Here is an 18,987-nt window from a genome sequence, read left to right on the forward strand (position 1 = left end):
GTAGGCGGGCGGAAATCTATATTTCCGACCGCCCCATCTTCAGAAAGAAAATTTCAAGCCGAACTGCATTTGCCTGGAAGTGCTGACGGTGCGCGTGATTTTCCCGGCGTTGTCAACAGGCGCACCCGTGGCGCCACTGATCGCCTGCCGGACGGAGGGGATGGCGAAATTGGCACGATTCAACAGATTAAAGAAGTCCGCTCGAAACTCCAGTCGGCTTCCTTCCTTTAAGCCAACAGGGATGTCCTTGCGCAGGCTGCTGTCGAATGAGGCAAAGCCTGGTCCAAGCAAAACATTGCGCCCCACGATGCCGTAGGTCCCGACGGGCGGGAGGATGAAGCCAGAGGGATCGAAATACTGGTCGAGGTTTCCCTCTCTAATCAGGCTTTGGATGCTTCGGCCCACGGCAAAATCAGGCCGCTGAACACTTGCTCGCCCCTGGTCCGGAGCACGCCGCCCATTCAGCGTAACCAAGAATGGAGTTCCCGAAGATGCCGAAAAGATTCCCGACAGATTCCATCCTCCCAGTACGCCCGACACCACTCCGTGATCCTTCGGGAACGGGATGGCCCACAATCCATTCAAGACCCAATTGTGTCCCACGTGAATGGCGGAGAGACCACGATCCGCTTTGGTGTTGTGCGGGCGCGAGCTGGCTCCTTCCTGATAGTCGGTATTGGCGGTGGCCGTGGAGGAGTCATCGATGGTCTTGGACCATGAATAGGAGCTCTGCAGCTGGAAACCCCGATTCAGTCGTTTCTTGACCTGAAATTGTAGCCCGTTGTAGAACGATTGAGCGTCCGCGTTCCTGGCATCACCCAGCCCGGCGTTTAGATTTGGACGCGGCGACCCGGCGGCGACGAACTCCCGGCCATCTTCACGTATCGTACTGTAGCTGGCGTTGGCCACGCTCGAACGCCACAGGTGAACTCCGCGACCGCCCAGATAGCCCAGCGAAACGGACATATCTCCGGGCAGTTCCCGTTCCACGGTCAGATTGAACTTGATCTCATATGTGGGGTTCAAGTTGTATTCAATCACTTCGATCAAGCTCGCAGGGTTCATTTGCGAGGTCAGAATACTGGAGCCGATACCACGCACCGCGGCGATGGTTGAAGCCATATTTCTCTGAGTTCCCAGCGGCTCCTCGATGTTCCCGGCAAATGGAGGATTCTTCTGGGACATGGATCGATAGTAAAAATTCAGCGTGTCCACGAAGAACAATCCAAATCCACCCCGCACGGCTGTCTTGCCGTCGCTGCCCGGATCCCAGGCGAATCCAACGCGCGGCGAAATGTTCTTCTTCGAGGGATTATTCCAGAAGGGGACGCCGACATCGTAGTGCGTGGCGTTCACCCAATCCTTGATGACTGAAACACGCCCCCACTTTTCTCTCGGAGTCGTGAATGGCTCATAGCGAACGCCCAGATTCAGGGTGAGGTTGGGCCGCCATTTCCAATCGTCCTGCAAATAAAGTCCAATCACGTTCTGGCGGAACGAACGATGCGTCGAGCTACCGGGCACGGATACCGCAAAGGCATTCAACGGCCCGATATCCTGGATAAAACTGCTCATCGTGGGCCAGTTGAAATCTCCGGTGTCGCCGCCGCCTCCAAAGTTGTGGAACCAATACGCTTCGAGATTTCCGCCAAACTTCATGGAGTGATTGCCGGGCGTATAGATAAAGCTCTGCGAGAGCTGCCACAGGTTTTGGACGTTGCCGAAGATATTGCGATCCGTCGGCCCCAGCTCTGTGCCGCCCGTAAAGCCCACCTGAGAAGGAACGGTCTGATTAAAGATGAAGGTTCCGGCTGGGAATTCAACGTTGAGCGCGACATCGGAATTCAACACGGTGCGATTGAATGCCAGCCGGCTATTGGAAAGAAATTTCGAATTTACGATGCGGTCATATTGGATGGTGTAGTAACCGGTCTGCGTGGGAATAACGCCATCGGTTAGCGGAATCGCGTCGGGCCGGCTCTTCTCCGTGTCGTCAAATACAATGCGTCCAAACAGGGTTGCCTTTTCCGACAGCACATAGTCCAGGCGACCCATGAAGTAATCCTGATTCGTCTTATCCGATCCGGGGATGAAGAGTTCCGCGGTTCCGTTGGGCAATCCATTGGGACCGAGGCCAAGCTTGCCGTTTGGAAGCGGATAAGTATCGAGGAACGGACGGACCACCGGGGCTACCTGTATCTGCGTCAGAACCCCCTGCGCGTTCGGAAGCAAACCGCGGTGCGCGTTTTCGTCGGGGACTATCGCCAGGGAAATCAGGCCCAGCCGCTGCCGCATTCCTTCGTAGTTTCCAAAAAAGAATGCTTTGTCTTTTTTTATTGGCCCGCCCACGGAAAATCCGAACTGATTTCTCTTAAACTCCGGCTTATTGGGAATGTCAAAGAAATTGCGCGCGTCCAAATTGTCATTGCGATGGAAGGCGTATACCGTGCCGTTGATTTCATTCTTCCCGGACTTGGTTACCATGTTCACCACGCCGCCGCTGTTGCCGCCGTATTCCGCGCTGTAGTTGCTGGTGAGCACCTGAAATTCGCGGATGGCATCGACTCCCAGCAGCAGGCCGGATGAACTGCCCGGCGTTCCGAAATTGGCCATGCTCTTGATGTTGGTCCCGTCCAGCAGCCAGGCGGTCTGATCCGCTCGCGACCCAGCCGCCGCCACGCGGACGCCAAATCCCTTGGTGGCCACCTGATCCGTATTCCTGACCGCGACAATGCCCGGCTCGATCAAGGCCAGTTGCGTGAAGTCCCTGCCGTTCAGTGGCAGTTCCACAATTCTTTTTTGCTCCACCACACCGGAGACGGCGCTGGAAGATGTATCCACCAGTGGAGCTTCTCCCACTACGGTAACGCGCTCGGAGACGGCGCCGACCCTCATGCGCATCGCCACCGTCGCCTCTTGGCCGATGGCCAGAGTGATCCCGCTGCGCACTGTGGTCTCGAAGCCTGTCATGGTGGCGGACATTTCGTAGGGCCCCGGCGGCAGTTGCGCGACCACATATCGTCCGTTGTCCTGCGTGGTGGTGGACCGGCGAAGTCCTGTATCCCGGTTGGTAACGGTGATTGCCGCACCGGCCAGCACGCCTCCCGATTCGTCAGTCGCGGTGCCCGAGATTGTTGCAGTGGTGGTTTGGGCATGCAATGAGCCAACGATAAAGAATAGCGAGACCAAAGTTTTTACGATCAGTGAGCCATTCCGAAACATGAATTATCCTCTTCGTAACTCTCTTCAAGAACCAGTTTCCACATGACAACAAATGGGGAGCAACACTCGCTGGATTGAGACGTCTTAATTGGCTTTGTATGCGGGATTGACCGGCGGCTTATCCGCATCCCAGCAGCATTTTTCGCGGAGGTACATAAGCAGGTCGGCCAGATCGGTGTCGTTAAGGGTGTGGCGGTAAGAGGGCATTCCAGGCCCGCCGTCGCCAATTTTAGCCTTCACATTCTCGTCATTGGTGGGCTTGCCGGAGCGCATCTGCGGACGTTTGTAAAGGCCCACGAGCGTCGGGGCGGCATTCTTGGGATCGGACTCAATCGCGTATTCATTGTGGCAAATCCAGCACTTCAGATAATATATGTGCTGGCCGCGCTCGACGCCGCTCTTACCCATCAACTTGTGATAGTAAATCTGACCAGAACGCTGGTAGGGGTCCAATTGTGAATCCAACTCAGTGCTACGGGCGGGAGCCTGTCCAGACGACTGGGCCGGCGCCGGCTGGCTTGCCGGATATAGGTTCGCAACGAGGGTCGCCATCCCTACTGAGAAGAGGAGCATCAGTACTACCTTCGAAATTAAATTCCGCATGTGATTCTACTCCTCTTTGGTCCTGCTACTCAAGCGGCTGGATGCGCACAATGTAACCATACTGGTCGCCATACCAGACCGTAACGGGATCGGTTGAGTTGTCCACGTAAGTCTGCCAGTCAAAAGAAAACGGTTCGGGAAGGACGTACTCCACCCAGCCGTGCGTCTTGGGATTGAAGCGGGCGATGCGCCCGGCGCGCATTTCTCCGGCCCAGACTTCGCCGTTCTTATCGGCGCGGGTTTCGTAGAAAGTATTGTTGGGCGTGGGCGGGGCGTACTCCGCGATGCGGTTGTTCTTGTGATCATACTTCACCAGCACGCCGCCTCTTCCTCCCACCCATATATTCCCATCCGGATCAAAGGAGCCGCGCGAGGCCGCCGACACGCCGCTGGGCGAGGGGATCATCCGCACTTCCTTGGTTTGCCGGTCCATGAACACCACGCCGTCAAAAGTTCGGTCGCGATTGCCGCCGCCGAAATATCTTCCGTCCCAACTGATGAAGTTGCCGTAAGTGTTGGGAATTTTCCGGCTATCGGGCGGAAACTGCTCCACAATTTTCGCTGTCTCGCGATCAAATCGGGAGATTTTGTCTTTGGCCGTGCGCCAGATCGTGCCGTCGGGCGCCAGCGCCATATTGCCCTGCACGCCCGAACTCATCTTCCTGAAAATCTCGGTGAGCGGATTAAAGTGGATCAGGCTTTGCGACCACGTCTCCGAATACCAGACCGTTCCATCCGGCGCGGCCTGAATCCAATGCGCTCCGGGATGCTTGCTCGGCGTGCCTGGAATTTTCCAGGACGCAACTTTCCCGGACTTCGGGTCGAGCTTGCCGATCAGCGGGCTGCGGTTAATGTCAAACCAGATGCCATCGGATTTGGTGTCGCCAAACACATCGTGAACATGCACGCCCAACCACGGTAACTCGTATTCGGTGATCACCGCGCGCGTGGCAGGGCCTTGCGGACGGGGGAATACTTTCAGCGGCGGATCCTGCGCGTCCGGACCGCGCACGCGCGCCAGCCACTTGATGATAATCTCGCGCTCGGCCTGCTCGGCGGGAGAGACCTCCCCATCGCCCGGTCCCTGTAGAATGCGACCGTTATAGTCCAACATGCGGTGCATGATCAGCCGCCAACTGCGCTCGTCAAAGCGCGACCGAAACTGCATTTGATAAGTGTGGCAACCTGTGCCGCAGGTGTTGCTGAACACGCGCTTTTCCTGCGCCGTCCCGTCCAGATTGTGCAGCCACTCGGCATCGGACAACTGTGAGAGGATGTCGGGCGTGGGCGGCAGGAACTCGGATTCAGTTACTCGCTCCAGCGTGATTTCGGGAAGCCTGGTCGCTCCGCTGATTTGCACCCCTTCCTTAATAACGCGTTTGAATTCCAGTGGCCGCGGCGTGCGCAGCGTGTAAACTCCAGCTTCAAGCTTGGGAAACTCATACTGCCCCGCTTCGTTGGTAAACACGGTGGTGCGGATGGAAGTCTTCTGCGAGATCAACTGCACCATGACGCCCTCGACCGAAAAACCCTTCGAGGTTTTCACCGTGCCTGTGGGCCCGCCCGCCAAATCCGCCCGTGGGGCGGCATCACTGGAGACCGTCAGGCATAGCAGCAAGAGTCCATACCAGACGGTCGGAACCCACCGCCGCCAGCATATCCGTGTTCTGCGCATAATTTCTCCTACTCCGGCAAGAGCGTATTAGAACGTCAGCTTCAGGCCAAACTGAATCTGCCGGGCAGTGGTTGATGTCTTGTTAATCAACACGACGCTGGGAACGACCGCGCCGTCTTGGGTGAAAATTTCATTGGCCGCGCTCGAGTTCCCAAGCTGGCCGGGCTGCGAGAAGTTAACGCGATTGGTCAGGTTGAACACCTCCGCGCGGAATTGCAGGCGGAACCGCTCACCCAATTGCGTATTCTTGGTTAGTCCAAAGTCCCAATTCGCCGAGCCTGGTCCGGTGAGGGTGTTCCGGCCATAGTTGCCGATCTCCCGGGAACTGGCGGAGCAGGCCGGGTTTACAGAGGGATTGGGGACTTGCGCCCGCGTTTGGCAACCGGGAGGCACAAACGCATTCAGATCGAAGTATGTCTCCGGTCCACCCAGCACAATACTTTCACTGGTGTAGCCGGGAAGCAGGTTCGGGGAACCGGCGCCGGCCTGATCGGTCAGGGCGCGGGGCAGCAAGGCGCGGATCGTAAAGGGTCCGCCATCCTGGAGGGTGACGATACCGGTTACCTGCCATCCCCCCAGAAGATGACCTGCGATTCCCGGCGTGCCATTGCCAAAAGGCAGATCGTAAGAGTAATTGGCGGTGAAAGCGTTGGTCAGATTGTACCCGCTCAATCCTTTGTTGGCATTGCGATCATGGGGATATTTCCATGCGCCACCCCCGCCTGCGCCGACGTGATTGCCGGTGTCTGAGCCGTCCACTTCGCTGATGACCCGGGAATAGGTGTAGGAGATTTGCCCCTGCAGGCCGGCGGCCAGTCGCCGCTGGAAAACGGCGGTAAAGCCGTTGTACCAGGCATTGGCGTTGTTGGAGATGTAGTTGATTTGCCGATAGGCCGGATTGAACCGTTGCGCATTGGCAGGCAGCGCCAGAGAGACGCCATCGAAATCCAGCAGCGGCAGGTTGTTGTTGCCCAGCGAAGACAGGTTCAGACCGCGGCGTCCGCTGTATCCCAGGGTAACCACATTGCTCGCGCCGATCTGGCGCTGCAGGCTGAGGCTGTACTGCAGGGCGTGTGGCGAGTCGAAGCCATCAAAGGCAGGTGTATAGATGTCCTGAGTGCCGGGAGTGGAGCGAGCCAGGTTATAAATCGGCAGCGCGTTGGGGAAAGGCGCGGCATCGGCTGGCGCCAGTGTGACCTGGAGGCGTGGAGAAAATGTCAGCGAGTTCAGGATAGCCACCGTGTAAACCGCCGAATCAATCGGCACAAAGAAGAGGCCGAACCCGCCGCGCAGCGAAGTTTTTCCCGCTTGCGAGGGACTCCAGGCGAACCCGATCCGGGGACTGAAGTTGGTCCAGGAGCGGTTCTTCCAGAACGGATTGCCCACGGTGGGCGCCGCGTCAGTGATCTTCCGCTGGTTATCCAGCAAGCCGTTTACTTCGGTGGGGACCGTGTAGGGTTCCCAGCGCACTCCCAGATTCAAGGAGAGAGCCGAAGTTACTCGCCAGTCATCCTGCAAGTAGAGAGCCAGGAAGGTTTGCCGAATCCCGCGCCCAAAAATTCCGAATTGCAGCGGAGTGCCGCGCACGCGGTTCGGGGTGGCCGTCAGGAAACGCTCCAGGTCGGCAAAGCGCCATTCCGCATAGGGACGGAATGGCTGGTAGGGGTTGTAGCGCAAGCGCTCGACCATTCCTCCGAACTGCATGGCGTGGTTTCCCAGGGTCAGATTCAGATCGTCGTGGAACGCGAAGCGATTGGTTGTATAGAACGAGCCGGGGCCCTCCGTATTGCGCATTCCGTTAATGCCGCTAAAGCCCTCAAAGGCCGCCATGTCCGGCTGGCCGGGCACGGAAATCGTTTCCGGCGAGGGGGGAGGAGGCACGGCGTGGTTGGTCATGGGAACCACGCGGTTGAAGGACATGCGGAAGCTGGAGATCAAGCTCGGGGAGAAAATGTGGGTCTCGGAGAAGGTAAACAGCCGCGTTTCCAGGAAACCCACTTCAAAGCGGTCCGGATACTCCCGATACGACGAGCGGTTGGCATTCAAGCCCGTAAAGCGGCCAAATAGGGAATCGTTCGAGGACAACTGGTAATCGATTCGCGCCTGTCCAAAATTCTCCGAAGTGGGTTGCTTGGCTTGGAAAAAGTATTGCGCGCTGCCATTGCCGAAATTGCGACCGGTGGGACTGGGGTCCGGAAACATCCGCATGAACGGCACGATCCTGGGTGAAACACCCACCGTGCGGCCGCCCGGCAGGATGCCGCGCCGCGCGTCCAGATCGGGAACGTTGGCGGTGCCGGACTCGGAAAGCGCCTCGCGCAGTCCTTCATAGGCTACAAAGAAGAAGGTCTTGTCGCGAAAAACCGGCCCGCCGACAGTGGCTCCAAATTGATTGCGCTTGAACGGCGGAGGCTCGCTCCCCTTGTCAAAAAAGTTTCTGGCGTCCACCGCGCTGTTGCGCAGGAATTCGTAGGCGCTACCGTGCCACTTGTTCGAGCCGGATTTGGTGACGGCGTTGAAGACCCCCCTGAGCGCGCGTCCGTAGGCGGCGCTGAAGGAGTTGGTCAGCATCTGAAATTCCCGCACCGTCTCGATGCCCGTCAATGCGCCCGTCGGTCCCGCCGGAACGTGGCGATAATAATCGTTGATGTAGCTGCCATCGAGGAGATAGGAGTTATCTTCTCCTCTCATGCCGGAGATGCTGAAGCGCTTGGCAAAGCCCTTGTCGGCGTTGCCCCATCGCCCGTTGGAGTTTTGGACTACACCGGGATTGAGCAGCATCAATTGCGAAATGTCACGCCCGTTGAGCGGCAGGTCGCGGATGGTGCGGTCGTCCACCAGATAACTGATAGCCGCCTCGGTGGTCTGCACCAGGGGAGCTTCGCCGGAAACCTCGACGCGTTCGGCCACCTGGCCCACCGACATGCTCAGATTCACCACCGCCTCGCGGCCCACGGTCAGCTGGATGCCGAAGCGGATTTGCGTTTGAAATCCCGAAATGGTAGCCGTCACCCGATACATGGCTGGTTGTAGCGATGGCGCCGAGTAATGTCCACGTGCATCGGTATGCGCGTTCCGGGTGAGGCCGGTCTCCTCATTGTAGATCACCACCTCGGCGCCCGGCATCACCGCGCCGGTGCTGTCCGTTACCGTTCCGGAGATGGTTCCCGTGGTTACCTGACCGCTCAAGGTTAACGCGGTGGCAAACACTACGACTGCTAACCAGGCACTCTGTCTTGCATTCATGGCGGTCCACTTTCCTGCTCGTGATGGTGGATCAATCTTGGTCGCCATGTTACAACTATCCGGTCCAATGTCAAGCGCGGAATTGACAAATGATTTGACATGAGCAAGATGCGCATGATATAACGCAGCCAGATTTCAATGAGCGTAATCTCGTCTTCGTTTGTCCACGTCAGTTGATTTGCTGGGAGGGAAGCTTATGACGGCAGGCATGTTCAGGAGCATGTTGGTGGCGATAGCGGTGGTGTGCCTATCGGCGGCAGCGCTTTGGGCGCAGTTGGGAACGGGAGCTATTGTAGGCACCGTTCACGATGAGAGCGGCGCATCCGTTCCGGCAGCCGGCGTAACCGTCACACACACGGAAACGGGCATCAGCCGAACTCTGGTGACCGACACCGCGGGTAGGTACAGCGTTCCGGGCTTGCTGCCCGGCGGCTACGAGATTCAGGCGCAGGCGCCCGGATTTCAGACGGCGATCCGCCGCGGCATCCAACTCACCGTCGGCTCCGAGCCAGCCATCAACCTCGTCCTACAGATTGGACAGGTGTCGCAGACCACCATCGTTACCGCCGACGCGCCACTCATCGAAACGGTCTCCAGCAGCGTCGCCGGCCTGGTTGGCGGGCAGACCATCGTGGACTTGCCGCTCAACGGCAGAAGCTTTGATCAACTGATCGCCTTGCAGTCCGGCGTCTCGCAGATGCGCTTGCGCGGCGGCAGCATCCAGCACGGGACCGGCGCGCACTTCAGCGTGGCGGGTGCCAGAGGCGTCTCCAACATTTATCTGCTCGACGGCACGGAGATGATCGGCGGCGCCGCCACGTCATCGCTGCCCGGCGGCGCCTTCGGCACTAACATGGGAGTGGAGGCTGTGCAGGAGTTCCAGATTGTAACCAGCAACTACACCGCGGTGTACGGCAAGAAGGCCGGCGGCGTGGTGAATATCGCCACCAAATCCGGCACCAACACGATTCATGGCTCCGTCTATGAGTTCCTCCGAAACGACAACTTCGACGCGCGCAATTTCTTTGATCCCCGCTCTCAGCCGCCCGAGTTCAAGCGCAATCAGTTCGGCGCCGCGGTCGGCGGGCCGATCCGGCGCGAGCAGACTTTTTACTTTGGCAATGTCGAGGTGCTGCGGGAAATTCTGGGAACCACCGGCATCATCATTGTCCCGGACGACAATGCCCGACTGGGGATTCTGCCCACCGGAAATGTTGCCGTAGCGCCCGCTGCCGTGCCATTCCTGACGCTGTTTCCGCGCGTGAATGGACGGTCGTTTGGAGATGGGAACGGAGAGTATCTGGGTACCAACGCGCGAGTGAGCAATCAAGAGTACTTTTTGACGCGGGTGGATCATAAGATCACCGACAACGACTTCCTCTTTGGACGCTACAATTTCGCCGATTCCCGCCGGGTCGATCCGGCCACCAGCGGAATCGTCGGCGGATTTCAGGAAGGGCGCGAGCAGGTGGCCACGGCGGAGTGGAAACGCACATCCTCCACCATTGTCAATTCGCTCCGTGTGGGATTCAGCCGCGGCAGCACCATTACCGATGACCGCCCGCTGGTGGACATTGACCCTTCCCTGGTTTTCCTGGATGCAGCCGAAACTGTCGGGCAGATTGTGTTTGGAGCGGCCTCCACTGAAGGCGTGAACAGCATCGCCGCCGCCGGGACCGGGAACAGCGCCGACCGCTGGTTCACGCAAAACCAATATCAGGTGGCCGACCAGGTCTTCTATCAAATGGGCGCGCATGCGCTCCAGTTCGGGGGAGAATTGCAGCGCATTCAGAATTACTTTGACTACGCCACCAGCAAGCGTGGCGAGTACGAGTTCCCCTCGTTCACGCGATTCCTGCAGGGCTTGCCGAACCGCTTCCGGGCGCCCGATCCACGGGGCTCCGCCGATGCGGTGAAGGGCTATCGCAGATGGTATTTCTCCACCTACATGCAGGACGATTGGAAGGCGACGCCGCGGCTCACCTTGAACCTGGGTCTGCGCTACGAGGTAACCACGGTTCCCATCGAGATGTACGACCGCATCTCCAACTTCCGCTATAAAGAGGTCAATGGCTGGAAGACTGTGGACACTCAGGGGACTTTGGGCAGTCCGTTCTGGGATGACAACTGGCTCACCTTTGCTCCGCGCGTGGGTTTCGCGTGGGATCCCACGGGCGGCGGAACCACTTCGATCCGCGGCGGATTCGGCATGTTCTACGATCAGATCGAAGGGGAATTCCGCGCCTTCACGCAAAATAACGTCCCGTTCTTTGGCCTGCTACAAGTGGATAATCCTCCGTTCCCAAGGGGATTTGCCGTCGTCTCTGGCACCACGCCCCGGCCTGCCCCGGACAGCGTGGACGCCGGGCTGGATGTCCCCACGCGGCAGACTTGGAACTTCAGTGCGCAGCATCAGTTGAATGAAAACGTGGCGATAACCGGCACCTATGTGGGTTCCCAGGCGTATCATCTTACGCGGCGCTCGGAGGGCAATGGAGCCTTCCATACGCTTCTGCCCGATGGCCGCAAGTTTTTTGCCGCAACCTCCACGCGCAGGAATCCGCTGATCGGCGCCAACCGCTACATTCCCTCGGATGTGAATGCCTCGTATCAGAGCTTCTCATTCGACTTGAATCAGCGCTTCTCGCGCGGCGTACGCTATAAGGTCGCTTATACCTTCGCGAAGAATCTCGACTATTCCTCGTCTCCCAACGCCGCGCAGACACCCAATAGCACCGACACCCCGCAAGACCCGCAGAATCCGCGTGCGGACAAGGCGCTCTCTAGCTATGACATCCGCAACAATTTCTCGGCGAATTTATCCTACGACGTGCCGGCGCTTGCCGACAGCGGTGTGGCGCAATACATTCTTGGCGGCTGGCGTCTGGGCAGCATTTTGACGCTGTCCGATGGACTACCCTTCACTATTACCACCGGCTACAGCCGGTCGCGCGACCAGACTCGCGGCCCGGCGGATCGTCCCAATCGCGGTGCGGGTTCCGATGGCAATCCCATCTTGGGCGGCCCGGATAAGTACTTTGAACCGGGAGCTTATGTCCTTCCGCTCCTCGGCACATACGGAAACGTGGGCAGGAATACGCTGGTTGGTCCGGGACTGGTGAATGTCGACCTGAATCTCGAAAAGGTGTTCAGTCTCGGTGAAGGTAAGAATCTCAACTTCCGAACTGAAGTATTCAACCTGTTCAACCGTGCGAACTTTGGGATTCCCGACCCGACGATTTACAGCACGCCTGCCGTGCTCACCACGGAGATTGTTCCCGATAATTTCCGCCGAGGCGCAGCAGGCCGTATCAACAACACCATCACCACTTCGCGGCAGCTTCAGTTCGCTCTGAAGTTCGTGTTTTAATTTCCGTTGCGGGGGCCGTATCGACGAGGCACATGGAGGCAATCATGGCTGAAAAGAAAGCAAGCCGCCGGCGGTTTTTGCGGCAGGTGGCGATAGTGGGCATCGCGGCGGGAGCGGCGCCGGCGTTGAAGGCTCAGATGGAGATGATGCCCGCGAGCGGGTCGGCAACTGCCGCCGCGTCCTCTGCGGGCGGGACGCCGCCGCCGGGCAATCCCACGGATAGGCTGGCGTATGGCATACGCTCGCGACATGAAAAAACTTTGCGCTCATTCGATGTTGATCCGCTGCACATGCACTTTGGACGCATGATGAACGTCTATACGCCGCTACAGGATTTGGTGGGGTCCATCACGCCGACATCGCTGCACTTCGTTTCGGCGCATGGCTATGTCCCGCCAGATATTGAACCCACATCGCATCGTCTGATGATTCAGGGCATGGTGGATCGTCCACTGGTCTTCACCGTGGATGAGCTGAAGCAACTGCCCGCAACTTCGCGCATCATGTATCTGGAGTGCCAGGCAAACCGGCCCGAATACAAAGCGGAGCGGGTGGACTTGAGCTTCGGCAAGACGGCGTGCAGCCAGTGGACTGGCGTGCTGCTCTCCGTTCTGCTGAAGGAAGCTGGCGTACGTGCCGACGCCAAGTGGATCGTGGCGGAAGGTTCCGAGAATGGGCGAATGACCAAGAGCACGCCGCTATCGAAAGCCATGGACGACGCGCTAATCGCATACGGGATGAACGGAGAAGCGATCCGGCCGGAAAACGGCTATCCGATACGCCTGCTGGTGCCCGGTTTCGAGGCGATTCACAGCGTGAAGTGGGTGCGCCAGATCAAAGTTACCGACCGGCCGTACATGGGATTCCAAGAATTGAGCCGCTACTCGCCGCGCAATCCGAAGGGAATCAACTTCACTTTCGCTCAAGGCGCCAAGTCGGTGATCACCAATCCTTCGGCCGGACAGCAGCTCATGCGACACGGCTTCCACGAGATTCGCGGCCTGGCCTGGTCCGGCGGCGGCAAAGTCAGCAAGGTGGAAGTATCCGTGGATGGCGGCAAGTCGTGGAAAGAAGCGGCGCTGCAAGGGCCGGTGTTGCCAGTCGCGCACACTCGCTTCACGCTGCCGTGGAACTGGAACGGAGAAGAGGCCATGCTGATGTCGCGGTGCACGGATGAGCTGGGCGAAGTGCAGCCAACACTAGCGCAGTTTGCCAAGTTCTGGGGAGCCACGTCGGCGGAGTTTCTCGCCGGCACGGCCAGTGGAGCGGGACACAGCAACTCGATTCAGCCTTGGGGCATTCGCAAAGATGGGAGCGTCTACAATGCAATTTCTTAAAATACTGGTAGTGGTCATCGCGCTCAGCGCGGTGTCAGCGTGGGCGCAGGGGCCGGGCTACAAATTAGGCAAGACGGCGACCGCGGAGGAAGTAAAAACCTGGGATACCTCCGTCGGGCCCGAAGGCAAGGAGTTGCCTGCGGGCAAGGGCACTGCGGCGGAAGGCGAAAAGGTTTTCACCGCGCGAGGGTGCACCTGGTGCCATGGCCCGACGGGCGAAGAAGGTCCGGCGCCGCACTTGGTGGGCGGAGGCATCGCGGGATGGGCGTTTGCGACTTCCATCTGGGATTATATTAACCGAGCCATGCCCTTGAATCACGAAGGAAGCTTGACGCCAAACGAGGTCTACAGCCTCACCGCGTATCTGCTCAACCGCAACAAAATCATCCAGCCTGCCGACGTCCTCGACCAGGCCACGCTGCCCAAGGTGCAGATGCCTAATCGCGGCCGCTACATCGCACCGCCGGTCGATCAGTGGAAGCCCGGCACGCCGCGGCCATTCAAAATCGAACCGTAATCAATGTGGACTAGGAGGTCCGTTACGTTTCTCAAGATCACGAATCATTTATAGCGGCTCATCACTATGGAGGGAACGATGGAGACCAAGAAAGCCAGCCGGCGGCGTTTCTTGCGGCAGGCGTCGTTGGCAGGCATGGCGGCGGGCATGGCGGTGGAAGCGGCGCCGGCATTGAGCGCGCAGATGGAGATGATGCCCTCCGGTGGGAGTGCCGCCGCGTCTTCTCCCGGCGCGGGCGCGCCTCCCGGCAATCCTACGGACAGGCTGGCATACGGAGTGCGCTCGCGGCACGAGAAGACCATTCGTGCCATCGCGGGAGATTCGGTGAATCCTGAGCACCTGCATTTTGGACGCATGCTCAACGTGCTGACGCCGCTGCAGGATATTGTCGGGTCGATCACGCCGACGCCGTTGCACTTTGTGTCGGCGCACGGTTACACGCCTCCGGATATCGATCCCAAGGCTCACCGCTTGATGGTTCAGGGCATGGTGGACCGCCCACTGGTCTTTACGCTGAATGAGTTGAAACAGTTGCCCTCGGTGTCGAGAATTACGTATCTCGAATGCCAGGCGAACCGTCCCGAGTATAAGCAGGAGACGCTGGAGTTGACCTTTGGCAAGACGGGGTGCAGCCAGTGGACCGGCGTACTGCTCTCCGTGCTGCTGAAGGAGGCCGGTGTGCGCGCCGACGCCAAGTGGATCGTGGCGGAAGGTTCCGAGAATGGGCGGATGACCAAGAGTACTCCGCTCTCAAAGGCCATGGATGACGTGCTGGTTGCGTATGGCATGAACGGGGAAGCGGTGCGTCCCGAGAACGGTTATCCTTTGCGGCTGGTGGTGCCTGGGTTTGAAGCCATCCACAGCGTGAAGTGGCTGCGGCAGATCAAGGTAACCGACCGGCCGTATATGGGATTCCAGGAAACAGGGCGATACTCGCCGCGCACTCCTAAGGGGATCGAATTCACCTTCGCGCAGGGTCCGAAGTCGGTGATCACTTATCCCTCGGGCGGGCAACGCCTCACTCGGCACGGTTTCCACGAGATTCGCGGACTGGCGTGGTCCGGCGGTGGAAGAGTGAGCAAAGCGGAAGTGTCGCTGGACGGCGGTAAGACGTGGAAGGAAGCGCAACTGCAAGGCCCAGCACTGCCCATGGCGCATACGCGCTTCACTCTGCCGTGGCAGTGGAACGGGGAAGACGTGGTGCTGATGTCGCGGTGCACGGATGAATTGGGCGAAGTGCAGCCGACGCTGGTCCAGTTTGCGAAGTTCTGGGGAGCCACCTCGACGGAGTTTCTGGCCGGAACAGCCAGCGGCGCGGGACACAGCAACGCGATACAGCCGTGGGGAGTCCGTAAGGATGGAAGCGTCTACAACGCCATCACTTAAAGTGCCGATGTTGCCTTTGGCTTCCAGTAAACTCCCTCTTCGGGTGTCATGCCAATGTTTGCATAAACACTCCACTTTACAATAGCTCTCAAAAAAACAGCGGAGGCGGGCATCTAGCCCGCCTCCGCATTCTTGCAAATCGCCGATCTCAGAACAACTCGGGGAATGAGAACGTCAGCACTGCGTTGAGGCGCTTGTCGGAGACCATCACCTCTTTGTGCTTGGCATTCACGGCCACGCCGCGGGGCATTTCAAAGACGCCGTTGGGGCCACCCACGCGCCAGCGTGGCGGGACGTCCCCATTGTCGTGGACACTCCAAACGCCGAGATATGCCTTGTCCGAGGCCAGGCCCCCCTCGCCGCGATCTCCGGCCAGTATCCAGCCTTTCGGTGGGTAGAGCGTAAACGGTCCGGACAAATCCATGAACCCGCTCTTGGGACCGCCGATCACGCGCAACGGCTTGGTGTTGCCCCGCGCCGCGCGATCGTAGATGCGGAAGCGCACGCCTTCGCGCTGAGTCTCACCTGCAACTACCAGTAAATTGCTTACGGGATCAATACCCACGGCGCTGCCGCCCAGCCCGGTGTCAGGACCCTCCAGCACGCGCACCGGCGCCACATTCCCATTGGCATCGCGCCGAAACGTCAGCAGACGGTCGCCCTCGGGAACCACAATCTCGTTGTTCACTGGATCAACGCCCAGCCGGTTGGGGCTGTTCATCTGAGTAAGCGGCCCCTGAATGATGCGCACGGGCGGCTCCTCTCCGCTGGCTCCGCCGCGAAAAGCCAGAATCGCCTGCGGGAACGGAACGGGAATGTAAAACTCATCATGGATTTCATCGTACGCGACAGCGTGAATCGTCCGGCTCAATAGAGTCGTCTGACCCTCAATCTTGCGCATCGGCTTGGCACCACCATCCGCCAACCTGGCGAACGTCGCGATCTGCGGGTGAGCCACTCAGTTGGGCACGATAATCTCTTCACGCTTGGAGTCATAAGCGATCGGATGCGGGTTGCCGATGCCCAGCGCCGCCTCGCCGAGCGGCCCGCTGCGGATCACGCGCAGCGGCGCCGTGTCGCCCGCCGCGCCGCGGCGAAAAACGGTTGCCGCGTGATTGCCGAAGCTGGCCACCCACAACTCGTCATTCTTCTTGTCGAGGAAGACGCCGGTGGGGTTCTTGATCATCGTCTTAGGCCCCTTCAGAACGCGAATGGGAGCGGCGTCTCCGCTGGCGGTGGTGCTGAACACAATGATCGAGTCGCCCATGTCGTTCGCGACGTATAACTCACCACGGTCCTCGTCCACGGCCAGGTGCGCTGGCCAGTTCATCTGTGTTTTCGATCCGGTGATCACGCGCAGGGGAGCCACATCGCCGCGGGCTTTCAGCGGATAGACGGAGATGGAGGGCGGGAAAAATTTACCAGAGCCGGGCACTTCCGTGGTGATCGGCCAATTGGCTTTTTGCTGTCCACGCGAGGGCGCGCCACCTGCTTGCTTGGCGTGGTAGTTGCCGTAGTTGCTGACGAACATGAGGTTGTTCTTGGTGTCGATGGCGATGCCGTGCGGGTCGGCCAGTTGCGTGCGGCCCCCTTGCAGAAGGCGCACCGGAGCATCTTCCTTCTGCGCGTACTTGGGGAAGATGATCACCGCGTTATCATGCTGCACGGTGAGAAACATCTCCTGCGCCGCCTCGTCCACGGCAATTCCAAATGTGCCGTGCGGCGTGTGCAACTCGCGCGTAGGCGGGACGTTGCCTTTCGCCTGCCGGTTGAAGATCACCAGTGTGTCCACCGTATCATTGTTCACGGCATAGATGTCGCCGCTGGCCGGATCGATGTAGAGGCCGCACTGAAATTCGATCTTGGTTTGCAGTCCGCCAATCATGCGCTTCGGTTCCGTCATGCGCGCGGCGGGCGGCGTGTTAGCCAGGCGATCATAAACCAGAATCTGGAACAGGTTTTCGTCGGTGAGCACCACTTCGTTATTCGCAGGATCAACAGCGACCGCGCTGTAAGCCGCATAGGGATCGCGGATCATGCGCACCGGCTTCTGCTGGGAATAGTCCACCGTCTGACCCGCGGGTGGAATGGCGCCCGCGGCGCGCTCCTGGGCTGGCGAAAATGCCACTGGCAGCAGCGCAAGCTTCGCGCCGCCGCTCGACAGATCAGCTGGCGGCTCCCACGGACACATCGATGTTTCTCCTGAAGGTATCGGTCGAACTGATACCAGACTCGCCTTTCCGGATGGCTTCGCCGGAACGGGCAACTCGGAAAGTATTGTGCCGGGAACTTGCTGGCTAATTATCAGCGCGGCCATTACTCCCAATGCCGCCAGACCACCCGCCACTCCCCATGTTTTGCGGGATATTCTTGGTGATTTCATTTGGAAATATCTCCTTTGTTTAAGGTGGAATTCCGGATTCTATTCCTAATAGCTCCAGACTATACACCAATCGAGGGGCTTCAGTGCATGATTTGTTTTTGTTGGTTTTATTCCGTTTGCCAGAACTAGGAATGTGGCACTTCGTGTGAACGCTGTGTGAATGGGCGGGTCTCGAAAATTTTGTTCTTAGGAAGAATCCAGCGGTATTCGAGCTTACTACGCATCAATCGAATGGAATCGGACAGAGAGATAGACAGGTGGGTAAGCAGTCCCCACGGACTTTCCCCATAAATTTGAATTTAGGTATAAAGGCCCCGCTGTATGCCCTTGAAAGATTTGGTAGCGGCGACAGGAATCGAACCTGTGACCTAGGGATTATGAGACCCTCGCTCTGCCGACTGAGCTACGCCGCCCGGATATGCCAAATGGATTGGCAGTGCCACTGAAGTTGAACGTGGACACTGCCCGCAACAAACTCCATTCATTACAAAATACAAGAAAAACGCTCTTGAGAGCAAGGTCAGGCGATGGGTCTGGGGAATAGCAGCTCTCCATTCAAGCAGGTGCGTCGTTCAGTGGCCCTCCTGCGCGTTGCGCAGGAGGGTGGAATGTGGCGTGATGCCTTTGGCGCGCAGGTAAAAATACATCTGGTTCAGATGCGCGATTTCGTGCTCCTTCATTCCGCGCATGATGTCCATGGCCGGCCTGTCCGAGCCGTCAAGGTAGCGGATCACAGCGGTGGTTAAATCTACGGATCGAGTCATCAGCCGCTCGCGCTGCCGGCGCAAATTGCTCTGCAACGCTCCGAGGAGCGCGTCTTTCGAGAGTCCTGCGTATGGGTAGAGGTCAAATAGGTCCAGATTGAACTTACCGTTTACTGTGCAGTCCACAAAAACGTCGGCATTGTGCAGGATGTGTTGCAGTTGCTCGTGGAAGGTTCGGATGCCTGCAAAGGGAGCAAAATCGTATGCGGCTTCCGGCATGTCCCCGGCCGCCTGAATCACGTTGCTGCGCACGCGCTCCCAACCGGCCAGGAATCTTTCCAATTCGTTCATCGCCGTTCCCCTCGGCTGCGGTGCTTGGTGGGCTGGAGTTAATTGCCGCTCATGGAGGCGAGGAAGTCGGCGTTGGTGGCGGTCTTGCCGAGCTTGCCGAGGAGCAACTCCATTGCTTCGGTCGGCGACAATTGGTTCAGCACTTTGCGCAGCACCCACATGCGATTCAGCTCGTCCTTACTCAGCAGCAGCT

Annotated in this window: 12 protein-coding genes and 1 tRNA gene; 4 read left to right on the forward strand and 9 right to left on the reverse strand. The window is 58.7% G+C overall.

What is annotated here, in order from left to right; translation table 11 throughout:
• Window positions 1-39: 39 nt before the first annotated feature.
• The 4 genes from EXQ56_09440 to EXQ56_09455 all read right to left on the reverse strand — a co-directional run bounded on the left by EXQ56_09440 (window position 40) and on the right by EXQ56_09455 (window position 8,794).
• On the reverse strand, window positions 40-3,222 hold the full coding sequence (locus tag EXQ56_09440; GenBank protein ID MSO20667.1) for a TonB-dependent receptor: 3,183 nt from the start codon (window positions 3,220-3,222) through the stop codon (window positions 40-42).
• A gap of 84 nt (window positions 3,223-3,306) precedes the next feature.
• The gene (locus tag EXQ56_09445) at window positions 3,307-3,825 is read right to left on the reverse strand and encodes a cytochrome c (protein ID MSO20668.1); all 519 of its coding nucleotides are present in this window, start codon (window positions 3,823-3,825) and stop codon (window positions 3,307-3,309) included.
• A gap of 25 nt (window positions 3,826-3,850) precedes the next feature.
• On the reverse strand, window positions 3,851-5,500 hold the full coding sequence (locus EXQ56_09450) for a hypothetical protein (protein MSO20669.1): 1,650 nt from the start codon (window positions 5,498-5,500) through the stop codon (window positions 3,851-3,853).
• Between the two features lie 27 nt (window positions 5,501-5,527).
• Window positions 5,528-8,794 carry a TonB-dependent receptor gene (locus EXQ56_09455; GenBank protein MSO20670.1) on the reverse strand — a complete coding sequence of 1,089 codons (3,267 nt, stop codon included), beginning with the start codon at window positions 8,792-8,794 and terminating at the stop codon, window positions 5,528-5,530.
• A 148-nt stretch (window positions 8,795-8,942) separates the two neighbouring features.
• Between EXQ56_09455 and EXQ56_09460 the strand changes: the two genes are divergently transcribed.
• The 4 genes from EXQ56_09460 to soxC (EXQ56_09475) all read left to right on the forward strand — a co-directional run bounded on the left by EXQ56_09460 (window position 8,943) and on the right by soxC (EXQ56_09475) (window position 15,356).
• Window positions 8,943-12,116: a TonB-dependent receptor gene (locus EXQ56_09460; protein MSO20671.1), complete on the forward strand. Its 3,174-nt coding sequence runs from the start codon at window positions 8,943-8,945 to the stop codon at window positions 12,114-12,116.
• Between the two features lie 32 nt (window positions 12,117-12,148).
• The gene (gene soxC, locus EXQ56_09465) at window positions 12,149-13,453 is read left to right on the forward strand and encodes a sulfite dehydrogenase (protein MSO20672.1); all 1,305 of its coding nucleotides are present in this window, start codon (window positions 12,149-12,151) and stop codon (window positions 13,451-13,453) included.
• A complete protein-coding gene (locus EXQ56_09470; protein MSO20673.1) occupies window positions 13,425-13,970 on the forward strand; it encodes a cytochrome c in 546 nt (181 codons plus the stop codon). Before soxC (EXQ56_09465) ends, EXQ56_09470 begins: the two co-directional genes overlap by 29 nt.
• Window positions 13,971-14,036: 66 nt before the next feature.
• Window positions 14,037-15,356, forward strand: a complete 1,320-nt coding sequence (soxC, locus tag EXQ56_09475; GenBank protein ID MSO20674.1) for a sulfite dehydrogenase — start codon at window positions 14,037-14,039, stop codon at window positions 15,354-15,356.
• 148 nt (window positions 15,357-15,504) lie between these two features.
• Here soxC (EXQ56_09475) and EXQ56_09480 read toward each other — a convergent pair whose 3' ends face one another.
• The 5 genes from EXQ56_09480 to rho form a co-directional block, all read right to left on the reverse strand.
• Window positions 15,505-16,314, reverse strand: a complete 810-nt coding sequence (locus tag EXQ56_09480; GenBank protein ID MSO20675.1) for a hypothetical protein — start codon at window positions 16,312-16,314, stop codon at window positions 15,505-15,507.
• Window positions 16,315-17,739, reverse strand: coding sequence for a hypothetical protein (locus EXQ56_09485; protein MSO20676.1), 1,425 nt, complete (start codon window positions 17,737-17,739; stop codon window positions 16,315-16,317).
• Between the two features lie 337 nt (window positions 17,740-18,076).
• Window positions 18,077-18,152 (reverse strand) — tRNA-Met (locus tag EXQ56_09490).
• Window positions 18,153-18,311: 159 nt separating this feature from the next.
• Complete coding sequence (locus tag EXQ56_09495; protein MSO20677.1) at window positions 18,312-18,794, reverse strand: DinB family protein; 483 nt, start codon at window positions 18,792-18,794, stop codon at window positions 18,312-18,314.
• Between the two features lie 38 nt (window positions 18,795-18,832).
• Window positions 18,833-18,987: transcription termination factor Rho (rho, locus tag EXQ56_09500; GenBank protein MSO20678.1), on the reverse strand; the 155-nt coding region annotated here is incomplete at its 5' end.

The organism is Acidobacteriota bacterium (genome assembly GCA_009691245.1).
Classification (GTDB): Bacteria; Acidobacteriota; Terriglobia; order 2-12-FULL-54-10; family 2-12-FULL-54-10; genus SHUM01.

Excerpts from the sequence above, each read along its gene's own strand:
- EXQ56_09495 (MSO20677.1), bottom strand. The coding sequence starts at position 18,794 with ATGAACGAATTGGAAAGATTCCTGGCCGGTTGGGAGCGCGTGCGCAGC.
- EXQ56_09485 (MSO20676.1), bottom strand. The coding sequence starts at position 17,739 with ATGAAATCACCAAGAATATCCCGCAAAACATGGGGAGTGGCGGGTGGT.
- EXQ56_09470 (MSO20673.1), top strand. The coding sequence starts at position 13,425 with ATGGGAGCGTCTACAATGCAATTTCTTAAAATACTGGTAGTGGTCATC.
- EXQ56_09440 (MSO20667.1), bottom strand. The coding sequence starts at position 3,222 with ATGTTTCGGAATGGCTCACTGATCGTAAAAACTTTGGTCTCGCTATTC.
- EXQ56_09445 (MSO20668.1), bottom strand. The coding sequence starts at position 3,825 with ATGCGGAATTTAATTTCGAAGGTAGTACTGATGCTCCTCTTCTCAGTA.
- EXQ56_09460 (MSO20671.1), top strand. The coding sequence starts at position 8,943 with ATGACGGCAGGCATGTTCAGGAGCATGTTGGTGGCGATAGCGGTGGTG.
- soxC (MSO20672.1), top strand. The coding sequence starts at position 12,149 with ATGGAGGCAATCATGGCTGAAAAGAAAGCAAGCCGCCGGCGGTTTTTG.
- EXQ56_09450 (MSO20669.1), bottom strand. The coding sequence starts at position 5,500 with ATGCGCAGAACACGGATATGCTGGCGGCGGTGGGTTCCGACCGTCTGG.
- EXQ56_09455 (MSO20670.1), bottom strand. The coding sequence starts at position 8,794 with ATGGCGACCAAGATTGATCCACCATCACGAGCAGGAAAGTGGACCGCC.
- soxC (MSO20674.1), top strand. The coding sequence starts at position 14,037 with ATGGAGGGAACGATGGAGACCAAGAAAGCCAGCCGGCGGCGTTTCTTG.